This window comes from Acinetobacter sp. YH12137, from assembly GCF_013418535.1.
Classification (GTDB): Bacteria; Pseudomonadota; Gammaproteobacteria; order Pseudomonadales; family Moraxellaceae; genus Acinetobacter.
The window spans coordinates 1-23,204 of the sequence record NZ_VPBW01000033.1; the positions used below are offsets into that span (position 1 = coordinate 1).

The window sequence follows — 23,204 nt, forward strand, 5'->3', positions numbered from 1 at the left end:
GAGGAATAGCTACTCGATATGACAAGCTCAAAAGAAATTATCAAAGTTCTGTTGCCTTAGCCTGTATATTTTTATGGCTACCGTTATAGGGTTAATTATGAACAGTAAGTGTCAACAGACCCTAATATAAGTAGGTCTTAAGCCGCTTTTTTCTGATACAGTCCTGCGCGTACTGTACCGGCTTTGGTATTTTTAACTAAACGCCATGAACTTGGTAACTTCAATGTACTCAGTTCACGATCGGCTTCTACATAAATAAAACCATCTTCTTTGATCAGTGGATCAGCTTGAGCAGCCAAAGTTTCCCATAGATCCAGACTATACGGTGGGTCTAGAAAGACCAGATCAAACTGCTGTTTCAGGCTGGTTAATGCTTGTTGTGCTGTCGCAACTTTAAGTTGCGCACGTGCTTTGGTGACTTTGAGTAATTCCATATTTTGGGTGAGGAATTGTGCCTGAGTACGATCCGGCTCAATCATCACCACTGAAGCTGCACCACGTGATAATGCCTCAAAAGATAAAGCACCTGAACCGGTACACAGATCCAAGACACAGGCATTCTGGACATCCCACATTAGCCAGTTAAATAAAGTTTCACGCACACGGTCAGGTGTAGGACGTAATCCTTCGATATTGGCAAAAGCCAATTGACGGCGTTTCCAGTCACCACCAATAATTCTAAGTTGGTTTTTCATGAATTATTCCTGATCGTCATTGGCTGCAGGAGCAGAGCGAGAAGTTGCAGGTTGCGGATTGTTTGGCTGTGCATGGGTCGCCTGACTGCCTTCTTGAGTTGGGGTAGCATTCGGGTCTGCACTTAACAGGTTTGGTCCACTTGGCAATTCGCCCGGTTTAATACCTGCTGTCATGAGACCGCCACTAATTTGATGGCCGGCAGGGTGAATCGGATTTTTATCGCGAGACAGTAACCAGTAGTCAAATAACGGTTTAGCCAGTTGCGCAGCAGAACCCCCATGTCGGCCATTTTCCCAGACAACGACTACTGCAATTTCAGGGGCTTCAGCAGGTGCAAAACCAACAAATAGACCATGATCCAGCTGGCGTTCAGTCAGCAGGGCTTCATTATAGCGCTTACCTTGGGCAATACTTTTTACCTGTGCCGTACCGGTTTTACCTGCGATTTGATACATCGGCGTGCGGATTCCGCGACCTGTCCCTGACTGAACCACATCGATCATCGCATCACGCATTTTGATCCAGTCATCTGGTTGACCATTAAAGTCGATTTTACCATTAGGGGCATTATGTACGGTGAAAGGTTTGGCACCTTTACTTTCACGCAGTACGTGAGGCGTAACATGTGAGCCTTGATTTGCTGTAATAGCAGTTGCCATGGCGAGCTGTAATGGTGTGGCGGTAAAGGCACCCTGACCAATACTCACCGAGATGGTTTCACCACGTGACCATTTGGATTTACGGGTACGCATTTTCCATTCCGGACTTGGGTAAAGTCCTGAGCTTTCACTTGGTAAATCGACACCAGTTTTTTCGCCAAAGCCAAACTGGCGCATCCATGTGTTCATTTTTTCAATGCCCATACGGAACGACAAAATGTAGAAGAAGGTATCGCACGAGACCACTTGCGATTTATGCAAGTTGACTACGCCGTGTCCTGACTTTTTCCAGTCGCGGAATTTATGCGAATCGCCCGGAAGTGTGAAATAGCCGGGATCGGAAATTGCTGTATCCCAATCGACCAGGCCATAATGAAGGCCACCCAGGCCAAACATCGGTTTAATGGTCGAACCTGGAGGATAGGCCCCTTGAACAGCACGGTTATAGAGTGGTTGATCTAAACTGTCACGAAGACCTGAATAATCTTTGCTACTAATCCCAGTGACAAATAAATTAGGGTTAAAACTTGGACTGGAAACCAGCGCCAGAATTTCACCTGTACGTGGGTCAATCGCGACAATAGCACCACGACGACCGGCCAGTTGTTCAGTGGCAATGGTTTGTAGACCATAATCCAGTGATAAATACAGATCATTACCGCGTACCGGCTCTTTACGGCCTAAGTGACGCAGAACATTACCGAAAGCATCAGCCTCAACAGATTCATTACCCGGCACACCATGCAATAAATCTTCATAGTATTTTTCTACCCCGATTTTCCCGATCAGGTTAGACCCGGCATAGAGATCCTTATCAATTTCTTTGAGTTCTTTGTCATTAATACGGCCGACATAACCAATCACATGCGCGAAAAGTTCACCATGCGGATAGTAACGGGTCATCTGCGTTTCAATATTGACGCCCGGAAATAGATATTTCACCTCACTAAAACGGGCAATATCATTTTCATTCAGATTCAGCTTGATTGATACCCGCTCAGTTTTACGCGCCGTCTTGATTCGTGCCTGAAAACGTTCAATATCTTCTTCGGTTAATTCCAGAATCGGTGTAAGACGTTTCAGCGTATCATCAATATCCTGCACATCGGCGCGGCTTAAGGTAGCTGTGAAAACAGGATAATTATCGGCAAGTAAAATACCGTTACGATCGTAAATATAACCGCGTGCTGGCGCTAAAGGCTGCAGACGAATACGGTTCTGGTCAGAAGCCGTAGAGAAGGTTTCAAAATTAAAAATTTGCAAATAGGCATAGCGGCTGACCAGCAGCAGCATAAAGAAAACCACAATACCGACAGAGATCCAGACCCGACTGCTATAGATGCGCTTTTCTTGTTGTGCATTTTTTAAAGGAAAGTGCTGCTTCATACGCGATCGACTTAAGACCAGAGGGAAAGGAATCAAAGTGGAGTATTCTAGCGCAACTGTACGGGATTTGATAATGGAAAACTGGCTGTAGCAATTCCTGTGTTTAAACTTTGACTTTGCAGACATGAAAATTGTAAAGTGCTGTGTACAAGAGTTTTAATAATTCTGATAAAGTCAAAATTAAATAAAAATAGGACTCTACCAAAAACTATAATTAAGGAAGATGGTGAAGGAATGAACAAAGTTTACCCTTTGTTGGCATTTGCATTCTTTGCAAATGGGGTATATGCACATGATCAAGTGAATAATACGACAAACAGAACTGAGGATCGTGAGCCTAAAGCATTTAATGTTGGGGTCGGTTTTACCCAGAAACTTATCCATCTAAACACTGAATGGGTGAATCCTTATGGGATTGCTTATGTGAAAGGCGGTGCTTTTCTCAACGATGATCGTACAGTTGGAGCACAAGTCGGCTTTCGTTATCCCGCACACCTCACCGGCAAGGACAAAAATGGTTATTATGTAGGGGCTTATGCCGGTCATATCGATAGCAAACAGGTTGATGGCAAATACGAAAGCCGTTTAGGTGGGGGCATTGATCTGGCGTATGTTTTGCTTAGTTCAGAACGGATCAGCAGTTTTAGTATCGGTATTGGGGCGGGGGAGAAATTACAGGACAGTAATGGTCGCGTTGTAGCCAAAACTGAACCCAGACTACAATTCTCCTATACTTTAAGTATCGGTTTATAGACAAAATATTCAACTTTATTAATACCTGTATTCTGTGAACAAAAAATTAAATATGGAATTTATGCATGCTTGAGTACGTCAATGAATTGTGGCAAGCCTTCTTGAATCGCCCAGATTTTTGGGCAGTGCTCAGCATTATCCCGGTGACCGCATTCGTAACATGGGCTCACGTGTGGATGGCGCTAAAAATGGTGTTTTATCCAATTAATTTTTGGGGTTTTCATGTCGGGCCTGTTCCTGTTGGCTGGCAAGGTATTGTGCCGCGTAAAGCTGGAAGAATCTCAGGAATTATCACGGATAATACTTTGTCTAAATTGGGTTCTATCCAAGAGTTCTTGCAGGCAATGGATCCGGATGATATGGCACGTATTATCGGGGAACAGGTCGGTTTTGAACTGGAACATCTGATTGATGAAGTCATGATGGACCGAAATGCGGTGTTATGGGAAAACTTGCCTTATTCAATCAAGCGCCGTATTTATGCCCAAGCCCATAAACAGCTGCCACAGGTATTAAAAGAATTAGTGACTGAACTGACCATGAACGTCGAGTCACTGGTCGATATGCGCGACATGGTGGTCAGTCAAATGGAAGGTGATCGCCGTTTAATGGTGCGCATGTTCCTGAAAGTTGGCCAAAAAGAAATCAACTTTATCTGGCATATCAGTGCCCTGATCGGGATGTTCTTTGGCCTGTTCCAGATGGTGGTCTGGTTTGTGGTGCCATGGCACTGGACCGTACCGTTCTGGGCGGCTATCTGGGGCTTCCTGACTAACTGGATTGCGATCTGGATGGTGTTTAATCCGGTAGAACCGCATTATATTAAATACCCGCAATTCTTTAAGCGTACAGCCGATCATAGATTCCCTTGGATCAAGCCGGTGATTCCAAGAATTGGCACCTATAACATACAAGGCGCATTTATGAAACGTCAGGAGGAAGTCTCTGACGTATTTGCAAGTGTGGTCACAGAAGATCTGATTACGCTAAAATCGATCATGACAGAAATGATGTATGGTGGTAAAAAAGATAAAACCCGCCGTATTGTCAAACGTCATATTAACGAAATTATGGAAACACCGCTGGTTCGGACCTCTTTACAGTTGTCTTTAGGACCAAAAGAGTATGCAAAACTCAAGACAGACTTGATCGATCGCTCGATTGAAATTACGATGGTGCCTGTAAGCGACCCTGCGTTTAATGCGAGCCGTGCACAGAAGATCTATCAAATGTTTAGAGACCGCATACGTGATTTGACGCCTAACGAGTTTCAGAATCTATTACGTCCTGCTTTTCAGGAAGATGAATGGATCTTGATTGTCCTGGGGGGAGTTACCGGTTTTGTTGCGGGTTTAATCCATTTGTTTGTGGCTTTCTTATAATTAGATGCCAAAGAGCAGCACACGTTTTGGTCGTGTGAAGCTGGGTATCTTATACATAGTTAAAAAATGAGGATGTTTATATATGCGCATTATCTTACTCGGACCACCTGGAGCAGGTAAAGGTACACAAGCTCAGTTGATCTGTAAGCGCTACAATATCCCACAAATTTCAACCGGTGATATGCTCCGTGCTGCAATTCGTGAAGGAACTGAATTAGGTCTACAAGCTAAAAGCGTCATGGACAATGGCGGTTTGGTTTCTGATGAATTGATCATTGGTCTGGTCAAAGAGCGTATTGCACAACCTGACTGTGCAAATGGCTGCATCTTTGATGGTTTCCCACGTACGATTCCTCAAGCTGAAGCGCTGGAAAAAGAAGGCATTGCAATTGATCATGTAATTGAAATTGATGTGCCGGATGAAGAAATCGTTCAACGTCTATCTGGTCGTCGTCAACACCCGGCGTCTGGTCGCGTTTATCACATCGTTTACAACCCGCCAAAAGTGGAAGGTAAAGATGATGAAACTGGTGAAGATCTGGTACAACGTCCAGATGACCAGGAAGAAACTATTCGTCGCCGTTTAGGTTCATACCACACTGAAACTGAACAGCTGGTTGGCTTCTATCAAGGCCGTGCAGCTTCAGGCGAAAATGCACCGACTTATGACAAGTTAAACGGTCTACGTCCAATCGAAGAAGTTCAAAAAGATCTTTTCGCGATTCTGGATCAAGCAAAATAATCGGTTTCCGATCATTTTGACTTTCAAAGAGCCCTAAGTCATATTAGGGCTCTTTTTATTGTATTGTTCAAAAGGAACTGCTGTGAAATTTGCTGTATTGGGATTGATGATTGTATTTCTGGCAGTACTGTTTGCGCTGTTCTATGTCAGCTTCAAGATGCTGAAAAAAGTACGTCAGGAAGAACGTGCTGAGAATGTGGGTAAGGTGCCTGAGCGTCAGCTGCATCCCAAATTACAGGCCGAACTTGAGCAAAAGCGCAAGCAAGAACAGGCTGAGCAAAATAAAAAATAAAAAAACTTTTCGAGTACTTAAATTAAAAAGCTGAACCTAGCGTTCAGCTTCAATATTTTTCACCGGAATTGCGCGACCTGCGCCAAATTCAAAACGGTCGGGCCAATTGCAGACATCGGCGACCACACATTCATGACACTTCGGTTTACGTGCGATGCAGCAATAGCGGCCATGTAAAATCAGCCAGTGATGTGAATCAATAATAAATTCTTTTGGAATCACTTTGACCAGACGATGCTCGACCTCAAGCACGTTTTTACCCACCGCCAACCCGGTACGGTTACCAACACGAAAGATATGCGTATCCACAGCCATGGTCGGTTGGCCAAAGGCGGTATTTAGCACCACATTCGCTGTTTTGCGTCCTACACCCGGTAAAGCTTCCAGATCTGCACGATTGTCCGGTACTACGCTGTTATGCTTCTTGATTAACATTTCACAGGCTTTAATGACGTTCACAGCTTTGGAGTTATACAACCCGATGGTTTTAATATATTCCTTCAGCCCCTCCACGCCGAGTGCATAAATCGCTTCCGGTGTATTGGCGACCGGAAACAGTTTATCGGTGGCTTTATTCACGCTCACATCCGTAGCTTGGGCAGACAGGGTCACTGCAACCAGTAATTCAAATGGACTGGAATAATTCAATTCAGTTTTTGGATTCGGACACTGCTCACGCAGGCGCTCAAAGAAAGTCTGAATCTGTTTTTTAGTCATGTTTTTTACAGGCTTAGCTGTTACTGTAGTCATGATCTTATCCCTGTAAAGCCTGTAATTGCTGCATCAGTTCTTCAAGTTGCAGACGTTTGCGTGCATCCTCACGGACCGAAAGCTGTTTTTCTAACTTTTTGATTTGTGTACGTAATTTTGCAAGTTCAAGCGTGGTTTTGGTATCAAGTGTAACCACTTCGTCTGCTGGTTTTTGCACGATTTCAATGACAGGAACCTGATCGACCTGAGCAGAGAACTGGGCAAATAGGGCTGTATTAATTTCTACACGAACCACTGGACCTTTACGGTCAATTCGGCGTTTTTCTTCGCGTTGAATATGCGCATAGTAACGTTTACGCAAATCATCCTGTTCAGCAATACGCTGAGCTTCAGTTGGCAAAGGCTGAAGATCTTCGACCAGATCAATACAGTCTACCGGGCAAGGCGGAATGCAGAGTTCACAGCCGGTACACAAGTCAGTGAGCACAGTATGCATTAATTTGCCTGAGCCAATAATCGCATCGACCGGGCAAGCACTGATGCATTTGGTACAGCCAATGCATTCATCTTCACGGATGATGGCTTTCATGCGCTGAGGACGACCATCGGCCTGAATTGGCCAGACACTTTCTTCAGCGGGCAGTTTAGAACGATTTAACAATGCTGCCAGAGCATCAGCGACGGGCTGTCCACCCGGTACACATTTATTGGCATCTTCGCCCTCAGCAATGGACTGAGCATAGGGCAAGCAGCCATCACGATGACCACATAAACCGCACTGGGTTTGGGGCAATAAAGCATCAATAGACTGGACTAGAGAGATCTGCGAATTCATGAATAACCTAGGCTGCTCGGGCTGAGCCTTAGAGTGAATGAAACAAAATATGTCAATTTAACAATTTTAACATGTTTTTAAGGAACTAAGTTATGCACGATTAAAGGTCACTTTGTGCATTATTATCAGGCATAAATTAACAATTAAGCATTGATTCAATTGGCATTTAATCACACAGAAAAAATATTCATAATCAATATAAATAATTGTTATCAAATTAAATTTAAACTATTTTTCAAAAAAGTATTGTAGATTAGTTACAAAAGATATTTAATATTTTGCGCCAAAATTTAACATTGATTGTAAATTTGACCAATTTTGATCCATTTTCTGCTGAGGATTAAGCGTTGAAATACAACACACTTAATGAGTTCCTAGATTACGTAAAATCACGTGATGCACATCAACCCGAATTTCTTCAAGCTGTAGAAGAAGTGATGACCAGTTTGTGGCCATTCATTGAAAAGAATCCACAATACGCAGCACATGGTTTACTAGAACGTCTAGTTGAACCTGAGCGTGCGATCCAGTTCCGTGTTGCTTGGGTAGATGACCAAGGTCAAACACAGGTTAACCGTGCGTTCCGCGTACAGTACAACTCAGCGATTGGTCCATTCAAAGGTGGTATGCGTTTCCACCCGTCAGTGAACCTTTCTATTTTGAAATTCCTCGGTTTCGAGCAAACTTTCAAAAATGCCCTGACTACATTGCCTATGGGCGGTGGTAAAGGCGGTTCTGATTTTGACCCTAAAGGCAAATCAGAAGGCGAAATCATGCGTTTCTGCCAAGCGTTAATCATCGAGCTTTATCGTCATCTTGGTTCTAATACAGATATCCCAGCGGGTGATATCGGTGTGGGTGGCCGTGAAGTTGGTTACATGGCTGGTATGATGAAAAAACTCAGCAATGACACTTCATGTGTATTCACTGGTAAAGGCCTGACTTTCGGTGGTTCTCTGGCTCGTCCAGAAGCAACTGGTTACGGTACAGTGTATTTCGCTGAAGAGATGCTGAAAACTCGTGGCGAAAGCTTCAAAGATAAAGTGGTAACTATCTCTGGTTCTGGTAACGTTGCGCAGTACGCTGCTGAAAAAGCAATGTTCCTGGGTGCTAAAGTTGTTTCTCTATCTGACTCTGCAGGTACTGTTCACGTTAAAGACGGTTTCACTGAAGAACTTCTTGCTGAAGTAATGGAACTGAAAAACGTTAAACGTGGTCGTATCTCTGAATTCGCGTCTAAACACGGTTTTGAATACCTTGAAGGTCAACGTCCTTGGGGTATCAAATGTGATATCGCGCTTCCATGTGCGACTCAAAACGAACTTGATGCGAATGATGCAGCAGCGCTTCTTGCAAACGGCGTAATCTGTGTTGCTGAAGGCGCGAACATGCCTTCTACACTTGAAGCAGTTGAGAAATTCATTGAAGCGAAAATCCTTTATGCTCCAGGTAAAGCATCTAACGCCGGTGGTGTAGCAACTTCTGGTCTTGAAATGTCTCAAAACGCATTGCGTTTAGGCTGGACTTTCGAAGAAGTTGACGAGCGTCTGCACGCGATCATGAAAGAAATTCACCGCAACTGTGTGAAATACGGTACTAAAGAAGACGGTACTGTAAACTATGTAGACGGCGCAAACATCGCTGGCTTCGTAAAAGTTGCTGATGCAATGCTTTCTCAAGGCGTATTCTAAGTCTGACTTAGTTTAAGCTTAAAAAAAACCGAGGTGAATGCCTCGGTTTTTTTTATGTTCAGATTTTATCTTTAAAGAGTGCCTTTGACTGTTTCACGCTCTACAGCCATGTCGAATATATAGGCATATTTAGACTGGTCAGCTGCCGGATTTTTGATTTCATAACGTTTTACCCGAATAATCTGACGCTCATTCGGTGTATGCTGAAAACCTTCAATCTGATCGTAAAATAAAGTCCAGTCTTTATCTACTTGAGTCTTTAAACCTTTTTCATCATATTTGATTTCTTTCACCTGTAAGCAGGTTTGCTGAGCTACACCCGTACAGGCTTTAGTCTGTGGCGAAACTTCCAGGAAAATGGTTTCTGCCTGACCTTGGTATTTGGTTTCCGGTGTCATTTTTCCGGTAAAGACATATTTTTGACCATCAGCTGTAGTAATACTCAGTTTTGGCTGATTGGCATCACTTAGATCCAGACTAAACGGAATATCACGCTTTTGCAGAAGCTGGCTGATAAAACGTTCCTGTTCCATTAATGGTGCATCACACGCCATCATGGTACCCATCATGTCACCAGTACTCAGGGTATTATCTTTAACAGTCCAGCTCGTGCCAAGGCCATTACAGCCAGAAGCTACACTCAGTCTGCCTTGCTGATCAAAGCTCAGAACAATCGGGCGTTGCAGCCCACGATCAAGTTCCCAAGTATAAGCGGGTAAAATTTGTGTAGGCGTTTTTAATGTGGTGGATAGAGTAGAAATAGCTGTATCTCCTGAAGCGGCAGGAAGATGAGAAGATTGACATGCAGTTAAAGCCAAAGGGAATAGGGCAAGCGCAAAAATACTGAATTTCATTGGTTTATATTCTATGTGCTAAAGTTTCAACGTGATTATAATCAAGAGATTAACAAAAAATATGGATACAAAACGTAGCTTTTGCTAACAAAATGTATCCAAATTAAAAAGTCGGATGTTAAATGGTTGAAGTTTACTGTCAGTCAAAACGGTAAATATCCATTCCCAAAGCGCCCATCGTAAAACTGCTATGCACGATACTGAAACGGTTGCCGGTGCCCATGGCAAAGAATAGCGGCGCAAAGTGTTCCAGCGTTGGATGGTTGCGTTTCAGTTGAGGAATGGATTGCCAGTCCAGCACAGCATCAAAATCGCTATGGGTTAATTTATTGGCCACATAGTTGCGGAAGGTCGATGCCCATTCCGGAACTTCATCGCTATTTCCCTGCCAGGACAATTCACGCAAATTATGGGTAATACTGCCTGACCCGATCAGAAAAACCTGCTGCTCACGAAGTGGCGCCAACGTCTGGCCAATCTTGTAAATCTCTTCTGCACTCATCGACATTGGTAAAGAAATTTCAACCACCGGGATGTCTGCTTCTGGATACATATGTAAGAGCGGCATCCAGACGCCATGATCACGTGGACGGGTGCTGTTGGCATGTGCAGAGAACCCGGCATTGGCCAATAAGCCCAAGACTTGCTCAGCCAGCTCTGGATTGCCGGGAGCAGGGTAGCGTAACTCATATAACTCAGGTGGAAAGCCACGGAAGTCATGCCAGGTTTCAGGACGAATACCTGTATTGACTTCCAGAGCTTCACTTTCCCAATGTGCCGACATAACAATAATGGCAGTTGGACGTGGCAGATTCAGGCTTAAACGGTGCAATGCCGGGCCAACCTGCTCAGGATTGAGCGCGAGCATAGGGGAACCATGAGAAATAAATAAGCCGGGCAAAGTCTGTAAGTTCATAAGTCAAACCACATTAATTCAATGTTTTAATCATGCAATAAAAAGAGAAGCAAAGGCAGGGGGGATTGTTCAACAAAACGTTGCATAATCAGAACGCATCAACAGATCAGCCTGCACGGTGATAAGGATGATTATGGTTGATGCTCATAGCGCGATACAGTTGTTCAATCAGCATTACACGGACTAGCGGATGTGGCAAGGTGAGTTTAGACAAGGACCAATGCCAGGCTGCTGCTTTTCGGACTGCTTCAGAATGGCCATCTGGCCCACCAATCGCCAAGGCAATATCATGACCTTCCAGCATCCAGCCTTTCATGGTTTCAGCCAGTTTTTCTGTACTAAACTCACGGCCACCGACTTCTAGTGCAATCAGGACTTCATTCTGTTTTAAGGCATTTAAAATACTGTCACCTTCAATATTCCGGTATTTCAGAATATCGGCTTCAGAATCGTTTTTGCCCCGTTTTGCCATTGGCAATTCAACCACCTGAGTCTGTACAAAAGGCTGGATACGTTTGAAATAGTCTTCAAAGCCTGTCAGCACCCAAGCCGGCATTTTCTGGCCGATGGTCAAGATACGGATTTTCATAGAACTGGATCAATAATTAGATACTTCATTATAACGATCAAACAACACGAAGTTGAGCTAGGGAAACAAATTGAAATTGAAATCATGAATTTAATGTTGCTTTAATATACATGATTCAAGTATCCGCTTGATAATAAAGGAATGGATAATAAGAAATGCGGACCAGTTTCATTATTAAAAGATATTGTACTTTTCTACTAATTATTCTCGGTTTAACCAGTTCAGGCATGAGCTTTGCTGCGCCTGCAAATTTTTCCTCCAAACAGGCACAGCCAGAATATCTGGAACTGTTTATCAAACAGATTATCAGTGTAGATGAATACCGGAATTTTAAAAATACCAGTGAATTAAACCGGGTCTCAGCATGGCTCAAGGAACAGATGCGTCTGCTTGGCATTCCTTGCCAATTTCAAAACTATATTGTAAATAGCCTAAGCTATAGAAATGTGGTGTGTCAACTGAATGCCAAAGCCAAAACCAAACTGGTTATTGGCGCGCATTATGATGTCTTTAGTGATCTGTATGGAGCAGATAACAATGCTTCTGGTGTAGCAGGGGTACTGGAAACAGCTCGATTATTGGCCTTACAAAAGTCAAAACTCAAACATAATATCGAGTTTGCTTTCTATACACTGGAGGAGCCACCCTATTTCAAGACTGAACATATGGGAAGCTATCTACATGCCAAAGCATTAAAGGCCCAGAAACAAAAAGTGAAAGGTGTCATTATTCTGGATTCTATTGGTTATTATGATGAAAATCTGGTGCAGACCTATCCGACAGGATTGAAATGGATCTATCCCCGACATGGAAACTTTATTGCTGCGATTGGACATTTGGCATCGGCCGGTTTGACAGGAGATTACTGTGCGTCCATGCAACGTTTCAAGCGTCTGGACTGTCAGCGTTTTGTCAGTCCGGCATTCGCTCAGGACATGAATTTTTCTGGTTATCTGAATTATGCCAAGTTTAACTATTCAACTATGCTGATTACAGACACAGCGCATTATCGTAATCCTTACTACAATACCGAGCAGGATACCTTAGATAAACTGGATCTGACCAAGATGGCTCAGGTCGTGAATGGCTTGGTCGATATGGTGATTCGTCTTTAAAATTATCCTCGCCTAAATACAAAAACACCCTGCCAGAGCAGGGTGTTTTTCAAAGCCTTTAGGTCTTAATGACGTGCAGCTTTAGCTTCTTCACTTGCTTTCACAATTGGTGGTTTCACCAGTGCTTTCGGCATATCGATCAAAGCCAGAGGTAAAATCTCATCAATCGATTTCACAGCTTTGATTTCTAAGCCTTCTTTTACATTTTCAGGAATTTCCGCAAGGTCGCGAACGTTTTCCTGTGGAATGAACACCAGTTTAATGCCACCACGGTGCGCAGCAAGCAGTTTCTCTTTCAGGCCACCGATACGCATTGCACGGCCACTTAAGCTGGTTTCACCTGTCATCGCAATATCTGGACGAATCGCAATACCGGTGAATGCAGAAACTAGAGCAGTGGTCAGTGCCAAACCTGCAGATGGACCATCTTTCGGAGTCGCACCTTCTGGTAAATGCACGTGCACATCAGTTTCTTCAAAGCGAGACGCTTCGATACCTAGCTCAGCCGCACGGGTACGAACGACAGTCATGGCAGCGGTAATCGATTCTTTCATTACATCACCAAGTGAACCGGTGGTAATGAATTTACCTTTACCAGGTACTGCTGCAACTTCAATAGTCAGTAACTCACCACCCACTGAAGTCCAAGCCAAGCCATTTACACGGCCGATTTGAGCCTCTTCTTCCGCCATACCGTAGTCAAATTTGTGTGGACCTAAGTAATCTGGAAGATTACCCGCATTCACTTCAACCTGAAGATTTTTAGCTTTCTTGCTAACTGCTTCTTTCACTACCTTACGTGCAATTTTAGACACTTCACGTTCAAGGTTACGAACACCGGCTTCACGAGTATAACGACGCACGATGTCACGAATCGCTTCTTCATGCACAGTCAACTCTTTAGCACGTAAACCATTGTTCTTGATTGCTTTAGGAACAAGGTAACGGTCAGCAATGTTAACTTTCTCTTCTTCGGTATAGCCAGGCAGACGAATCACTTCCATACGGTCCAAGAGGGCTTCAGGAATATTCATGCTGTTGGCAGTACAGATGAACATCACTTCTGACAGGTCAAGGTCCAAATCAAGATAGTGATCATTGAACTTGTTGTTCTGTGATGGATCAAGTACTTCAAGCATCGCAGAAGCTGGATCACCGCGGTAGTCTTGAGCCATCTTGTCAATCTCATCGAGCAAGAACAGCGGATTTTTTACGCCAACTTTGGTCAATGACTGCACGATCTTACCTGGCATCGCACCAATGTAGGTACGACGGTGACCACGAATTTCTGCTTCGTCACGTACACCACCTAGGGCCATACGGACAAACTCACGGCCAGTCGCTTTGGCAATCGATTCACCCAAGGAAGTTTTACCTACACCTGGAGGACCAACTAGACACAGGATTGGACCGCGTAATTTTTTCACGCGAGACTGAACCGCCAGATATTCCACAATACGGTCTTTGACATCGTCCAGACCATAGTGATCGGCATCCAGGATTTCCTGAGCTTTATTCAAGTTAATGCTAACTTTGCTGGCTTTGTTCCATGGCGTATCTAGAATCACTTCTAGATAGTTGCGAACTACCGCAGCTTCGCTAGAGGCTGGTTGCATTGCTTTGAGTTTACGGAACTCAGATTCCGCTTTTTTACGCACATGCTCAGGCAGATCAGCTTCAGCCAGACGTTTTTCGATTTCCGCAACGTCATCTTCCGCACCGCCATTCATATCGGAAAGCTCGCGCTGAATGACTTTCATTTTTTCATTCAGGAAGTATTCACGCTGGTTTTTTTCCATCTGGCGTTTAACAGAGTCATGCAAAGTCTGTTCGATCTGCTGTTCTTCAGACTGTTGCAATAAATAAGTCATCAACTCAGTTAAATGTGCATCGAACTCGTCGTATTCCAGGAATTTCTGTTTCACTTCGATATTCAAAGGAACACGGGTCGCTACGAAGAATAACAATTGCAACAAGTCTTCGATTTTATTCGCAGCTGCAATCAGCTCACGAGCATTACGAAGTTTTGCTTCAGCATACTGAGCGAACAGGGCACGCAGCTCCTGCAAGCGCGTAGCTTGAGTTGTTTCATCGACTGATACAGTCATTGGACTAAGTTCATGCTCAGCAGTCAAATACTCATTTTCATCAATGATGGTTTTGAGCTTGGCACGATACAGTCCCTCAATCAGGACTTTAATACAGTTTTCATCATTTTCGTGATTCACAACTTGCACAATCTTCGCGACAGTACCGTATTGATATAAGTTGTCGTGATCAATTTCTTCTGTAAGCGAATCTTTTTGCGCAACTACAAATACTAGATTGTCACTGTTACGAGCCACATCAACTGCATTGATCGATTTTTCACGACCGACAAATAGCGCAATTTGCATGTGTGGATACACCACCACATCACGTAGCGCCAAAAGTGGTAATACACTTGGAACCTGAGGCTCTAAGGTTTCTTGATTCATAATAATTTCAGACATGGGCACTCCTAATGAGTGACAACGGTGTTGCCATGTTTTTAATAGTGATGGGTAATTTAAAAATTACAAGGGCTATAGCGACTAAATTGTATAAAAAATGACTAATTATGTGATTTTAAAGTACTTATGTATTTGGAAATACATTGTTTAACGCTTAAAACGTTGTAAAAGTGTAGGCGTAAGCAGGGCATCTAGAGGCTGGTCCCAAACTTCTCGGGTTAAAGGCTGTGGGATCAGCTGAAAGTCATGTGCTAACCCCAGACGAAAAGGACGGTGCGGTGCTGTTGCCAGCGTACGATCATAATAACCGCCCCCCATACCAATTCGGGTGCCATATTGATCACAGGCTAATAGTGGCATAACTAAAAGATCCAGTTTTGAGACATGCAGACCACGTGTAGCCATGGGTTCACGCATTCCCAACCGATGATGAGCAAAACGCTGGGAACGATATTGATTCTGGCTGATTTCTACCCAAGTGAGTTGCTGGTTCATATTGCAAATATTGGGGAGATAAACCCGTTTATGGTGCTTAAAGCAGTATTCAATCAGTGCCTGAGTCCGAACCTCACCGAAAGCATCCAGATAAACCCCCACAGATTTGCTTGCATGAAATTCTGGCAAAGTCCGAATCATATTTAAGATACGTTGTTGAGTCTGTTTCTGGGTAAAACGAGAGAGTTGACGGCGCTGTTTACGTAGCTGTTTGCGAAGTTCGGAAAGATTCATCGTCGTCATAAATATGGTCTTCAGGATTTTAAGGCATTAGATTAATAAAATGCCATAACTTAAATAGAGGGTAGCAACATAACGAGTATTATAGGCATCTGTATGAATTTTTGATTAAATTTTAAAAATAATAAAACACGAAAAAAGATACGGGTATAGGACGCTAAACCAAGAAAAATATAATAAATTTGAGCTTTAGAAAAGAAGATAAATGATGAAATATTTTGAGAAAAATAGAAGCACTCCGAGGATGCCGCTGCATGTCATTACCCTTGAACCCTAAAGTTCAAGGTGGACGAGACGCATACTTGCTGGGTTTCCCATACCGGATGGGCATACACTCTAAATATGCAGAACTCAATCCTAAGATTTAAATATCGGCTCAGGGGAATCTGACCCGCTGGCGAACATCTCAGAGTTAGACTAAGTATAAACGATAATGCTGATGTGGCAACTCTATGCTGTTCGTGAACTGTAAACAGTTTAGTCGAACGACCGAAGTTTATACAAAAAACTCGATTATTCAGTTAGTTCTTCAACTTCTTCCAAAATAGTTTGTAACAAACGTTCGCAGTGAGCATATTGTTGCAGGGATTTATTCATCGTCAATACTTCCTGCATCAGTTCCAGTGCCACCATAATGATCAGTTTACTTGGTTCCATACGAGGGGCTTTACGGCGAAATTCATCGTATTTTTCATTGAGTAATTGCGCTGCACGTTGTAGTTCATCCTGCTGATCCGCAGTGGAGGCCAGACGGAAACTATGACCCAATACCTTTAAGTCGATTGCGATTTGTTCACTCATGATGAAGCTTCCTCAGTCACTTCAGTAGGATGGGCCAATTGCTGAATTTCCTGTGCATTTTGATCTTGGGCTGTTCCCAAAATCGCCAGACGTTGAATAATGGCTTCAACTTTAGCTTTGGCATTTTCATTTTTCTGGGTAAGACGTTCAGATTCCTGATTCAGCCGCTGAATTTCCTGCTGGGCATGACGCTGTTCCAGCAATAACTTTTCTTTCAGCACGCGTAACTCATTGCGTTCAGCCAGAATTTCCTGAAAACGGTTCTTTAGATCAGTACAACTTTTTTCCAGACGGCTATAACGATCTGCCAGTGCTGTAGCATCCTGGTTTAAATGCTGAAACTGGTTACGTGATTCTGTCAGTTGCTGATTGAGGTTCTGGATTTCTTGTTGTTTTTGCGCAATAAAGCTATTTTTTTGTTCAATTTGAGTTTCATGTTGCACGCTTGAAGCCTCTTGCTTCTCACGTAAACTGGTATTCTCACTTTCAAGTTGTGCAAGTCGCGTTTTTAAAACGCCAATATGCACTTGTAGACGCTGTAATTCTTCTAACATATCGAGGTCGCACAGTGTTGCAAACAAAGGTAATATATAAAGCAGTATAGAGATTGGATAAACGAATGCAAGACGATATTTCAGGTTGGTCAGAATGGTACCGCAATTTTTCTTCAATTGAAGAAATTTCTAGCCCAAGCGAACTGCATGGTTTGCTTACCGGAATTGTCTGTGTCACTCAGGTACCTTCAAGTGATGAATGGGTACAGATTCTAGAAACGCTAGATGTCCCTGAACTGAATCCTGAAGCATTAGAATTGTTAACGGGTGAGGCAGAAGACATATTTCATGCGCTGTCTGAAGATGAACTGGATTATCTGCCATTACTACCAGATGATGAGCATAGCTTGGCTGAACGCGTTCAGGCATTGGCTGACTGGTGTGCAGGCGTAGTGCTTGGTTTTGGCTTGGCCTCAGGTCATATCCGTAATGATGAAATGGAACTGATTGAACATTTACAAGATGTTGCAGCAGTCGAGTTTGAAGATTCTGATGACGATGCCGAAGGCGAAGAAAGCTATCAGGAGCTGTATGAGTTTGTTCGTCTGATTCCGGTAAGTCTGTCCGTCGGTCGTAAAAAAGTAGAGGTTGAAGAAACACCTTTATTGCAGAAATTCACGCAAAAAGCACCAGCTCCAGCTTCTGCGACTGAAGCGCAATCTGTAGTTGAAATTTTCTCGCCGAAACGTCCGAGTTAAGTTCAAGTGGTTCTAGACACAAATTAAAAAACGGTTCTGAAAACCGGCATATTTTTTGCTGATCCTTCTCATGATGATAGTAAATTAATCTGACCTGTTTTCAGGACCAAATTTTAAATAACAGTAGCAATTGATAAGAAGTAAGGTGTAATGAAGAAACTGACTCAAGCCGATTTTCAGGAACGTCGTGACATCCTCGCAGGGGAAATGGGATTACGTAGTATCGCGATTATTGCCACCAGCCCGGTTGCCCTGCGTAACCGTGATGCAGATTATAAATACCGCGCGGACAGCAGTTTCTTTTACCTGACCGGATTTGCTGAGCCTGAAGCAGTTGCAGTCATTGAAACTTTCGATACTGAAGAAGAAGGCTATACCTATAGCCTGTTCTGCCGTGAACGTGATCGTGAAATGGAAATCTGGAACGGCTACCGTGCCGGAGTAGATGGCGCCGTTGATGATTATGAAGCAGACGAAGCTTATGCGATTGATCTACTGGATGAGGAAATCCTCACCAAGCTTCAGAACAAAGACAAGCTTTTCTACCGGATTGGACACAATGCCGAATTTGATGCACGTGTAGCCAAATGGATCGTAACAGCCAGTGGTGAAAGCCGCCGTGGTACTTCTGCACCGGCACAGATCATGCAGCTGGATCGTATCATTGATGAAATGCGTCTGCATAAAGATGAAAATGAAATTGAACTGATGCAGCTTGCATCAGATATTTCTGCAGAAGCGCATACACTGGCTATGCAGAAAGTTCGTCCAGGCATGATGGAATATGCTTTAGAAGCAGAATTAAATTATGTTTTTGGTAAAAATGGCTGTGTACCATCGTACAACAGTATTGTTGGTGGCGGTGAAAATGCCTGTATTCTGCATTATGTAGAGAATGACAAAGAACTGAAAGATGGTGATCTGGTTCTGATTGATGCTGCATGTGAATATCAGTTTTATGCTTCGGACATTACCCGTACTTTCCCGGTGAATGGTAAATTCAGTCCGGAACAAAAAGCTTTATATAATGTCGTACTGGATGCACAGATTGCTGCCATCAATGCAGTTCAAATCGGGAACTCTTATAAAGAGCCGCATAATGTGGCGGTTCGCATTCTGGTTCAAGGTTTACTTGATCTGGGGATTATGCAGGGAGATCTTGAAGAAATTATCCAGACGGAAAGTTTCCGCCAGTTCTATATGCACGGTACTGGACATTGGCTGGGTATGGATGTACATGATGTAGGTACTTATAAAGCCAACGGTGAATGGCGTGCATATGAAGAAGGTATGGTCGTGACAGTTGAGCCGGGTCTTTATATTGCACCAGATGATGAAACTGTAGATGTTAAATGGCGTGGTATCGGAATCCGGATTGAAGATGATGTGGTTGCTACCAAAAATGGCCCACTAGTGCTAACTGCAAAAGTTGTGAAAACCGTGGAAGATATTGAAGCCTTAATGGCCAAAGCCCATGCTGCTTAAATGAAAGATATAAAAAAGCCGGTGATCTCACCGGCTTTTTTATATAGTAGAAAGTTAAAAATGTATTCGTGAATGATAGTAATTTTTTAATTTATTGATATTAAAATGAATATTTATAAAATTTTAAGAAAAAATGGATTAATTTCTTAGGCAATAAGTTATCCAATGGCTACATAAAACAAAGATACTATCAAGAAACATGCAAGACTTTTACTTACGTTAATCGCGACTTATTCAAATAAAATTAACTTTGTTAAAATTGAGAATTATAAGATGACAGGAATTCAACACAGCAATTGAGTTTTTAGCATCAAAGCAACATATTAATTCCGATTTCGTTCTCATACTTGACCTGTTCCTTAAATAAACTCAAAGAAGAGCAGGAGAAAAATGATGAGACTAAATACGCTTGACTGGATTGCTTATGCTTTAGCGATTATTGGTGGCATCAACTGGGGTCTGGTTGGTGCATTTAACTTTGATTTAGTCGCTGCCATCTTTGGTGAAATGAGTGCACTATCTCGAATTATCTATGTATTGGTTGGTTTGTCTGCCTTGTATCTGATCTATACTGGTACAAAATTGGGTCGACGCGATGTACATCATGAGTCTCAAGCTCGAGTAGTACGTTAACTGACTAAAAATTAATTGAAGTCATTGATATTTTTTTAATTAACTGATTTCTATAACAGATTAGTTAATCTAAAAGATATAAAGGACATTTAACAGAAACGGAGCTTAAGCTCCGTTTTTAGTATTTAAATTTTTGATAATGCCTAAAGAGATCAAAAAATATCTATAAGTTTTTTCTATCGACCGGATAAAAATACCTAAAGAAGTTAAATGGTTCTTTGCCTAATTTAATTAACCTTTTTTCTAAAACTAGATACGTAATAGAGCCTGCCAAGATCGAAGAGGTAATAAGTATAGAGCTAAATAGGTAAGGGTTTAATATATTGAGTTTATTTAAAACCATAGCAACTGGGCTTAAAGTAAAAGGATGAATCAAATATAAAGAGTAAGATGAATCTCCAAGATGATTAAAGAATCTTAAAATTAGTGATTTAGTTTCTGTGATTAAGTCTTCTAAAGCTACGCATCCAACAAAAATGAAAAACATTGGGATCCCGATTTTTAATGATCTCAAGGTGATGAAATCAGGTAGTTTATAAAAGTTTTGATAGGCTAATAGGGAAGCACCGACAAGAATCATAAATAAAGACATTAATCGGGAAAGACTAGTATTTTTTATAATGATAAATGCCAGAACGCCTAAAGCGAATTCAAGCAAAAGATTATGGGTTAAAAACATCAGAAATTCAGATTTTGGTTGGAGTATTAAACCTATAGCCACAACAACTGAAAAATATAGAATGATAAAAAGATATTTATATAAGTCTTTTAATAAAAAGATTAGGAAAAAAGAAAATATAAAATAATAATAAAATTCGTAGCTTAAAGTCCATCCATTATTAATTAAAAATTTACTGCCATTCGGAATTAAAAAGAAAGATTCGAAAATTCCTGTTTCACCACCGGATGAATTTATAAGATTTGGAGAAATCAGAAATACGATTAAAGCAAAAAAACTGAGAACCCAATAAAGAGGAATGATTCGGATGAATCGGTTTCTCATGAAATTTAGAAAATTAACTTTTTTATTATATGTTGTATAACACATAATAAAGCCAGATATTATGAAAAATAAATCAACGCCAGAACCACCTATGTGATACCACTGAAGCGTATCAACACTGTATTGTTGTCCTTTAAAGGAGGTATGACTTATAACTACCATTAAGGCAGCAATCCCCCTAAGAAATTGCACTGAATAAAGCATAGTTATTATTTTATTAAAGTATTTAATTTAAACTACCATACTCAATGTTTGTCTAACAAATATACCTAGTGAAAGACCGTGAATATTACTAATTATTTAATCTAAAATCATTACGGTTGGTTTTATATAAAAGTAGCCGTATTTTATGGGAACTCAAATATTCACTAGAGTTTAGAAACTGGTAAAAAATGAATTTTTTATTAATTATTATTATTTATTAACCGGCTTAAAATATGTTTCAAAATTTTAATAAAAAGTAAAAGTACTCAGCTTAATAAAAGAAATTCCAGAAACCATTGATGAATTAATTCAAAGATCACGTATACATTATTAACTTCACACCAAAATTTGGGAATTTTCTATAAGTAGATGAAAGATATAGGTAGTAGTGATTGCTAAGATTTCTGTTTAGAAACTTCAGTATCATCTTCAAATTTTTAATCATTAAATAATAAAAAACCCCGGCATCCTGCCGGGGTTTTTCGTATTGGTTAGCTTGGTATAACTCCTGTCGTACCTTACTGTCCTTGTGCTTATCTATTGTTATTCTTATGTGGAACTCCCTGTTCCTGATGTAATCATCATATGAAAATTCATTTAACTAAAATAGGGGTAAAGGACTTGAATAGCTGTAAGTCAAAGAGTACAAGATTGATTATTAAATAAGCATGTTTTTGTATCATTTAGAAATTAAAAACAATTACCTTTTAAAAATATTATAAGAAGAGAGGTGTAAGAAAGTACATACTTAATAAGTTGCTTGAGCTCGACTTAGACTGTCGTTTCTAAATTAAACATCGCGACTTTAATCCGTTCCTTCATCTTTGCTATCGTATTCGTAGCACTTGCACTATTGATTGAGAACAAATCGCTGATTTACATTTTTGCTGGCTTGCTGATGTTCTGGCAAAGATAACTGGTGCTCAAATTACATGAGCATTTAGAAAGTAAAAAACTGATACTTGATGGCAGATCTCAAATAGCAAAATTTTGAAGCTTTTTAATATAGAAATATTTGGAAAATGCGTGTTAAAAGCAAGTAGCTGAATTTATATAAAAATTTATTTTATTTTTCAAGTTATTTTACTATTCGATAAATTATTTTGTATCTAATCATAGAAAATTTTTATAAAATCAGTTATATATATTAAACAGAAAAATATTGAGTAATGTACATAATCTAAAATATTGAGGTAGACAATGAGCGACGCAAGACTTTTATATGTTAGTAAGTTGTATGATTGCGAAGATCCAATGAATGATCTATTCAATATTCTGACAGAAGCGTTGAATTTCAATTCACGTAATGCGATTTTTGGGGCTCTGTATTATGGAAATGGTTACTTTGTTCAATGTCTGGAAGGAGATAGGAACAAGATTGAAGATCTGTTCTATAAAAAAATCTTGAAAGATCCTCGACATAAAAATTGTGAAGTTCTGTATTTTGAAGATGTGAATGACCGTCTCTTCTCAGACTGGCATATGAAATATGCCAATATCCATCAGGATATTCTTGGATTCTTTGCCGAACATAATCTGGATGAATTCAATCCTTATACCTTGAATGCCGAGACCATTCCTCAATTTATACAGATATTGGCAAGTTTGAATGACCATGCCTATACATTGAAAGCAAGTTAATCCTTACATCATCATGCGATATAAGCTAAAGCTACGTATCGCATGATTTTTTAAAATGAGTATTTACTTTAAATAAGTTAAATAAAAAATATTATATAAATTCAAAAACATAAATATTGTTAATTCAAAAAATTATATCCAGATCCCATCTTCATCATTTCATACCAAGCCAAGCTTTTAAACCTAACAATCAGTGCCAAAATTCTTCTGCTTTTTATCAGGCAGATGATACTTCTGTATTTTGAAAAATTTAAGTAGGACGTTGAGGTGAGCTATAAATTAACCACAAGCAGACTTCGCTTCGAAACCGCAACCTAATTTATTATAAAAAAGAAAT

22 protein-coding genes, 1 other RNA gene and 1 pseudogene are annotated in these 23,204 nt (G+C 41.1%); 11 read left to right on the forward strand and 13 right to left on the reverse strand.

What is annotated here, in order from left to right:
* Nucleotides 1–89: pseudogene (locus FTU72_RS12990) on the forward strand (IS5/IS1182 family transposase); the annotation flags it as partial.
* A gap of 48 nt (nucleotides 90–137) precedes the next feature.
* Here FTU72_RS12990 and rsmD read toward each other — a convergent pair.
* Both rsmD and mrdA read right to left on the reverse strand, forming a co-directional pair.
* The gene (gene rsmD, locus FTU72_RS12995) at nucleotides 138–695 is read right to left on the reverse strand and encodes a 16S rRNA (guanine(966)-N(2))-methyltransferase RsmD (protein WP_180052976.1); all 558 of its coding nucleotides are present in this window, start codon (nucleotides 693–695) and stop codon (nucleotides 138–140) included.
* Between the two features lie 3 nt (nucleotides 696–698).
* Nucleotides 699–2,741 (reverse strand): penicillin-binding protein 2, encoded by a 2,043-nt coding sequence (mrdA, locus tag FTU72_RS13000; RefSeq protein WP_179992089.1) that lies wholly within the window; start codon nucleotides 2,739–2,741, stop codon nucleotides 699–701.
* 234 nt (nucleotides 2,742–2,975) lie between these two features.
* Here mrdA and FTU72_RS13005 point away from each other — a divergent pair, with 234 nt between their 5' ends.
* The 4 genes from FTU72_RS13005 to FTU72_RS13020 all read left to right on the forward strand — a co-directional run bounded on the left by FTU72_RS13005 (nucleotide 2,976) and on the right by FTU72_RS13020 (nucleotide 5,910).
* On the forward strand, nucleotides 2,976–3,494 hold the full coding sequence (locus FTU72_RS13005) for a hypothetical protein (protein WP_034170492.1): 519 nt from the start codon (nucleotides 2,976–2,978) through the stop codon (nucleotides 3,492–3,494).
* 65 nt (nucleotides 3,495–3,559) lie between these two features.
* The gene (locus FTU72_RS13010) at nucleotides 3,560–4,876 is read left to right on the forward strand and encodes a membrane protein (protein ID WP_034170491.1); all 1,317 of its coding nucleotides are present in this window, start codon (nucleotides 3,560–3,562) and stop codon (nucleotides 4,874–4,876) included.
* A gap of 82 nt (nucleotides 4,877–4,958) precedes the next feature.
* Nucleotides 4,959–5,618 (forward strand): adenylate kinase, encoded by a 660-nt coding sequence (adk, locus tag FTU72_RS13015; protein ID WP_004782907.1) that lies wholly within the window; start codon nucleotides 4,959–4,961, stop codon nucleotides 5,616–5,618.
* A gap of 82 nt (nucleotides 5,619–5,700) precedes the next feature.
* Nucleotides 5,701–5,910, forward strand: a complete 210-nt coding sequence (locus FTU72_RS13020) for a hypothetical protein (protein WP_004782905.1) — start codon at nucleotides 5,701–5,703, stop codon at nucleotides 5,908–5,910.
* 36 nt (nucleotides 5,911–5,946) lie between these two features.
* Here FTU72_RS13020 and nth read toward each other — a convergent pair whose 3' ends face one another.
* Both nth and FTU72_RS13030 read right to left on the reverse strand, forming a co-directional pair.
* Nucleotides 5,947–6,660: an endonuclease III gene (gene nth / locus FTU72_RS13025; RefSeq protein WP_180052977.1), complete on the reverse strand. Its 714-nt coding sequence runs from the start codon at nucleotides 6,658–6,660 to the stop codon at nucleotides 5,947–5,949.
* Nucleotides 6,661–6,664: 4 nt separating this feature from the next.
* Nucleotides 6,665–7,456 (reverse strand): RnfABCDGE type electron transport complex subunit B, encoded by a 792-nt coding sequence (locus FTU72_RS13030; RefSeq protein ID WP_180052978.1) that lies wholly within the window; start codon nucleotides 7,454–7,456, stop codon nucleotides 6,665–6,667.
* A 347-nt stretch (nucleotides 7,457–7,803) separates the two neighbouring features.
* Here FTU72_RS13030 and gdhA point away from each other — a divergent pair, with 347 nt between their 5' ends.
* Nucleotides 7,804–9,147 carry an NADP-specific glutamate dehydrogenase gene (gene gdhA / locus FTU72_RS13035; protein ID WP_180002303.1) on the forward strand — a complete coding sequence of 448 codons (1,344 nt, stop codon included), beginning with the start codon at nucleotides 7,804–7,806 and terminating at the stop codon, nucleotides 9,145–9,147.
* A gap of 71 nt (nucleotides 9,148–9,218) precedes the next feature.
* Here gdhA and FTU72_RS13040 read toward each other — a convergent pair whose 3' ends face one another.
* The 3 genes from FTU72_RS13040 to rlmH form a co-directional block, all read right to left on the reverse strand.
* Nucleotides 9,219–10,001, reverse strand: coding sequence for an META and DUF4377 domain-containing protein (locus FTU72_RS13040; protein ID WP_180002304.1), 783 nt, complete (start codon nucleotides 9,999–10,001; stop codon nucleotides 9,219–9,221).
* Between the two features lie 139 nt (nucleotides 10,002–10,140).
* Nucleotides 10,141–10,917, reverse strand: coding sequence for a dioxygenase (locus tag FTU72_RS13045; protein ID WP_004782897.1), 777 nt, complete (start codon nucleotides 10,915–10,917; stop codon nucleotides 10,141–10,143).
* Nucleotides 10,918–11,023: 106 nt separating this feature from the next.
* Nucleotides 11,024–11,506 carry a 23S rRNA (pseudouridine(1915)-N(3))-methyltransferase RlmH gene (gene rlmH, locus FTU72_RS13050; protein WP_004782895.1) on the reverse strand — a complete coding sequence of 161 codons (483 nt, stop codon included), beginning with the start codon at nucleotides 11,504–11,506 and terminating at the stop codon, nucleotides 11,024–11,026.
* 155 nt (nucleotides 11,507–11,661) lie between these two features.
* On the opposite strand from rlmH, the gene FTU72_RS13055 reads away from it, so the two are divergent.
* The gene (locus FTU72_RS13055) at nucleotides 11,662–12,621 is read left to right on the forward strand and encodes a M28 family peptidase (RefSeq protein WP_179992084.1); all 960 of its coding nucleotides are present in this window, start codon (nucleotides 11,662–11,664) and stop codon (nucleotides 12,619–12,621) included.
* Between the two features lie 65 nt (nucleotides 12,622–12,686).
* Here the strand turns inward: FTU72_RS13055 and lon are convergent, their stop codons facing one another.
* The 5 genes from lon to FTU72_RS13080 form a co-directional block, all read right to left on the reverse strand.
* Nucleotides 12,687–15,113, reverse strand: a complete 2,427-nt coding sequence (lon, locus tag FTU72_RS13060) for an endopeptidase La (protein WP_034703702.1) — start codon at nucleotides 15,111–15,113, stop codon at nucleotides 12,687–12,689.
* A gap of 147 nt (nucleotides 15,114–15,260) precedes the next feature.
* Nucleotides 15,261–15,842, reverse strand: coding sequence for a 5-formyltetrahydrofolate cyclo-ligase (locus tag FTU72_RS13065; protein WP_159123362.1), 582 nt, complete (start codon nucleotides 15,840–15,842; stop codon nucleotides 15,261–15,263).
* Between the two features lie 237 nt (nucleotides 15,843–16,079).
* Nucleotides 16,080–16,264: non-coding RNA, 6S RNA (gene ssrS / locus FTU72_RS13070), on the reverse strand.
* A gap of 97 nt (nucleotides 16,265–16,361) precedes the next feature.
* Nucleotides 16,362–16,649, reverse strand: a complete 288-nt coding sequence (locus FTU72_RS13075; protein ID WP_005234746.1) for a cell division protein ZapA — start codon at nucleotides 16,647–16,649, stop codon at nucleotides 16,362–16,364.
* Nucleotides 16,646–17,203 carry a hypothetical protein gene (locus tag FTU72_RS13080; RefSeq protein ID WP_004782884.1) on the reverse strand — a complete coding sequence of 186 codons (558 nt, stop codon included), beginning with the start codon at nucleotides 17,201–17,203 and terminating at the stop codon, nucleotides 16,646–16,648. Before FTU72_RS13080 ends, FTU72_RS13075 begins: the two co-directional genes overlap by 4 nt.
* Before the next feature lie 65 nt (nucleotides 17,204–17,268).
* Between FTU72_RS13080 and FTU72_RS13085 the strand changes: the two genes are divergently transcribed.
* From FTU72_RS13085 to FTU72_RS13095, 3 genes are all read left to right on the forward strand, one after another.
* On the forward strand, nucleotides 17,269–17,901 hold the full coding sequence (locus FTU72_RS13085; protein ID WP_180052979.1) for a UPF0149 family protein: 633 nt from the start codon (nucleotides 17,269–17,271) through the stop codon (nucleotides 17,899–17,901).
* 150 nt (nucleotides 17,902–18,051) lie between these two features.
* The gene (gene pepP / locus FTU72_RS13090; protein ID WP_179992082.1) at nucleotides 18,052–19,386 is read left to right on the forward strand and encodes a Xaa-Pro aminopeptidase; all 1,335 of its coding nucleotides are present in this window, start codon (nucleotides 18,052–18,054) and stop codon (nucleotides 19,384–19,386) included.
* 393 nt (nucleotides 19,387–19,779) lie between these two features.
* Nucleotides 19,780–20,019, forward strand: a complete 240-nt coding sequence (locus FTU72_RS13095) for a DUF378 domain-containing protein (RefSeq protein WP_034703714.1) — start codon at nucleotides 19,780–19,782, stop codon at nucleotides 20,017–20,019.
* 163 nt (nucleotides 20,020–20,182) lie between these two features.
* Here FTU72_RS13095 and FTU72_RS13100 read toward each other — a convergent pair whose 3' ends face one another.
* Nucleotides 20,183–21,226: an acyltransferase gene (locus tag FTU72_RS13100; protein ID WP_257220283.1), complete on the reverse strand. Its 1,044-nt coding sequence runs from the start codon at nucleotides 21,224–21,226 to the stop codon at nucleotides 20,183–20,185.
* A 1,200-nt stretch (nucleotides 21,227–22,426) separates the two neighbouring features.
* On the opposite strand from FTU72_RS13100, the gene FTU72_RS13105 reads away from it, so the two are divergent.
* Nucleotides 22,427–22,867 carry a BLUF domain-containing protein gene (locus tag FTU72_RS13105; protein WP_004782875.1) on the forward strand — a complete coding sequence of 147 codons (441 nt, stop codon included), beginning with the start codon at nucleotides 22,427–22,429 and terminating at the stop codon, nucleotides 22,865–22,867.
* Nucleotides 22,868–23,204: the final 337 nt, after the last annotated feature.

Coding starts and splice junctions, on each gene's coding strand:
- FTU72_RS13045 (WP_004782897.1), bottom strand. CDS start 10,917: ATGAACTTACAGACTTTGCCCGGCTTATTTATTTCTCATGGTTCCCCT.
- adk (WP_004782907.1), top strand. CDS start 4,959: ATGCGCATTATCTTACTCGGACCACCTGGAGCAGGTAAAGGTACACAA.
- FTU72_RS13040 (WP_180002304.1), bottom strand. CDS start 10,001: ATGAAATTCAGTATTTTTGCGCTTGCCCTATTCCCTTTGGCTTTAACT.
- FTU72_RS13075 (WP_005234746.1), bottom strand. CDS start 16,649: ATGAGTGAACAAATCGCAATCGACTTAAAGGTATTGGGTCATAGTTTC.
- FTU72_RS13065 (WP_159123362.1), bottom strand. CDS start 15,842: ATGAATCTTTCCGAACTTCGCAAACAGCTACGTAAACAGCGCCGTCAA.
- FTU72_RS13085 (WP_180052979.1), top strand. CDS start 17,269: ATGCAAGACGATATTTCAGGTTGGTCAGAATGGTACCGCAATTTTTCT.
- FTU72_RS13080 (WP_004782884.1), bottom strand. CDS start 17,203: ATGTTAGAAGAATTACAGCGTCTACAAGTGCATATTGGCGTTTTAAAA.
- FTU72_RS13100 (WP_257220283.1), bottom strand. CDS start 21,226: ATGCTTTATTCAGTGCAATTTCTTAGGGGGATTGCTGCCTTAATGGTA.
- pepP (WP_179992082.1), top strand. CDS start 18,052: ATGAAGAAACTGACTCAAGCCGATTTTCAGGAACGTCGTGACATCCTC.
- FTU72_RS13105 (WP_004782875.1), top strand. CDS start 22,427: ATGAGCGACGCAAGACTTTTATATGTTAGTAAGTTGTATGATTGCGAA.
- FTU72_RS13055 (WP_179992084.1), top strand. CDS start 11,662: ATGCGGACCAGTTTCATTATTAAAAGATATTGTACTTTTCTACTAATT.
- FTU72_RS13030 (WP_180052978.1), bottom strand. CDS start 7,456: ATGAATTCGCAGATCTCTCTAGTCCAGTCTATTGATGCTTTATTGCCC.
- FTU72_RS13005 (WP_034170492.1), top strand. CDS start 2,976: ATGAACAAAGTTTACCCTTTGTTGGCATTTGCATTCTTTGCAAATGGG.
- nth (WP_180052977.1), bottom strand. CDS start 6,660: ATGACTACAGTAACAGCTAAGCCTGTAAAAAACATGACTAAAAAACAG.
- mrdA (WP_179992089.1), bottom strand. CDS start 2,741: ATGAAGCAGCACTTTCCTTTAAAAAATGCACAACAAGAAAAGCGCATC.
- FTU72_RS13010 (WP_034170491.1), top strand. CDS start 3,560: ATGCTTGAGTACGTCAATGAATTGTGGCAAGCCTTCTTGAATCGCCCA.
- FTU72_RS13095 (WP_034703714.1), top strand. CDS start 19,780: ATGAGACTAAATACGCTTGACTGGATTGCTTATGCTTTAGCGATTATT.
- rsmD (WP_180052976.1), bottom strand. CDS start 695: ATGAAAAACCAACTTAGAATTATTGGTGGTGACTGGAAACGCCGTCAA.
- lon (WP_034703702.1), bottom strand. CDS start 15,113: ATGTCTGAAATTATTATGAATCAAGAAACCTTAGAGCCTCAGGTTCCA.
- rlmH (WP_004782895.1), bottom strand. CDS start 11,506: ATGAAAATCCGTATCTTGACCATCGGCCAGAAAATGCCGGCTTGGGTG.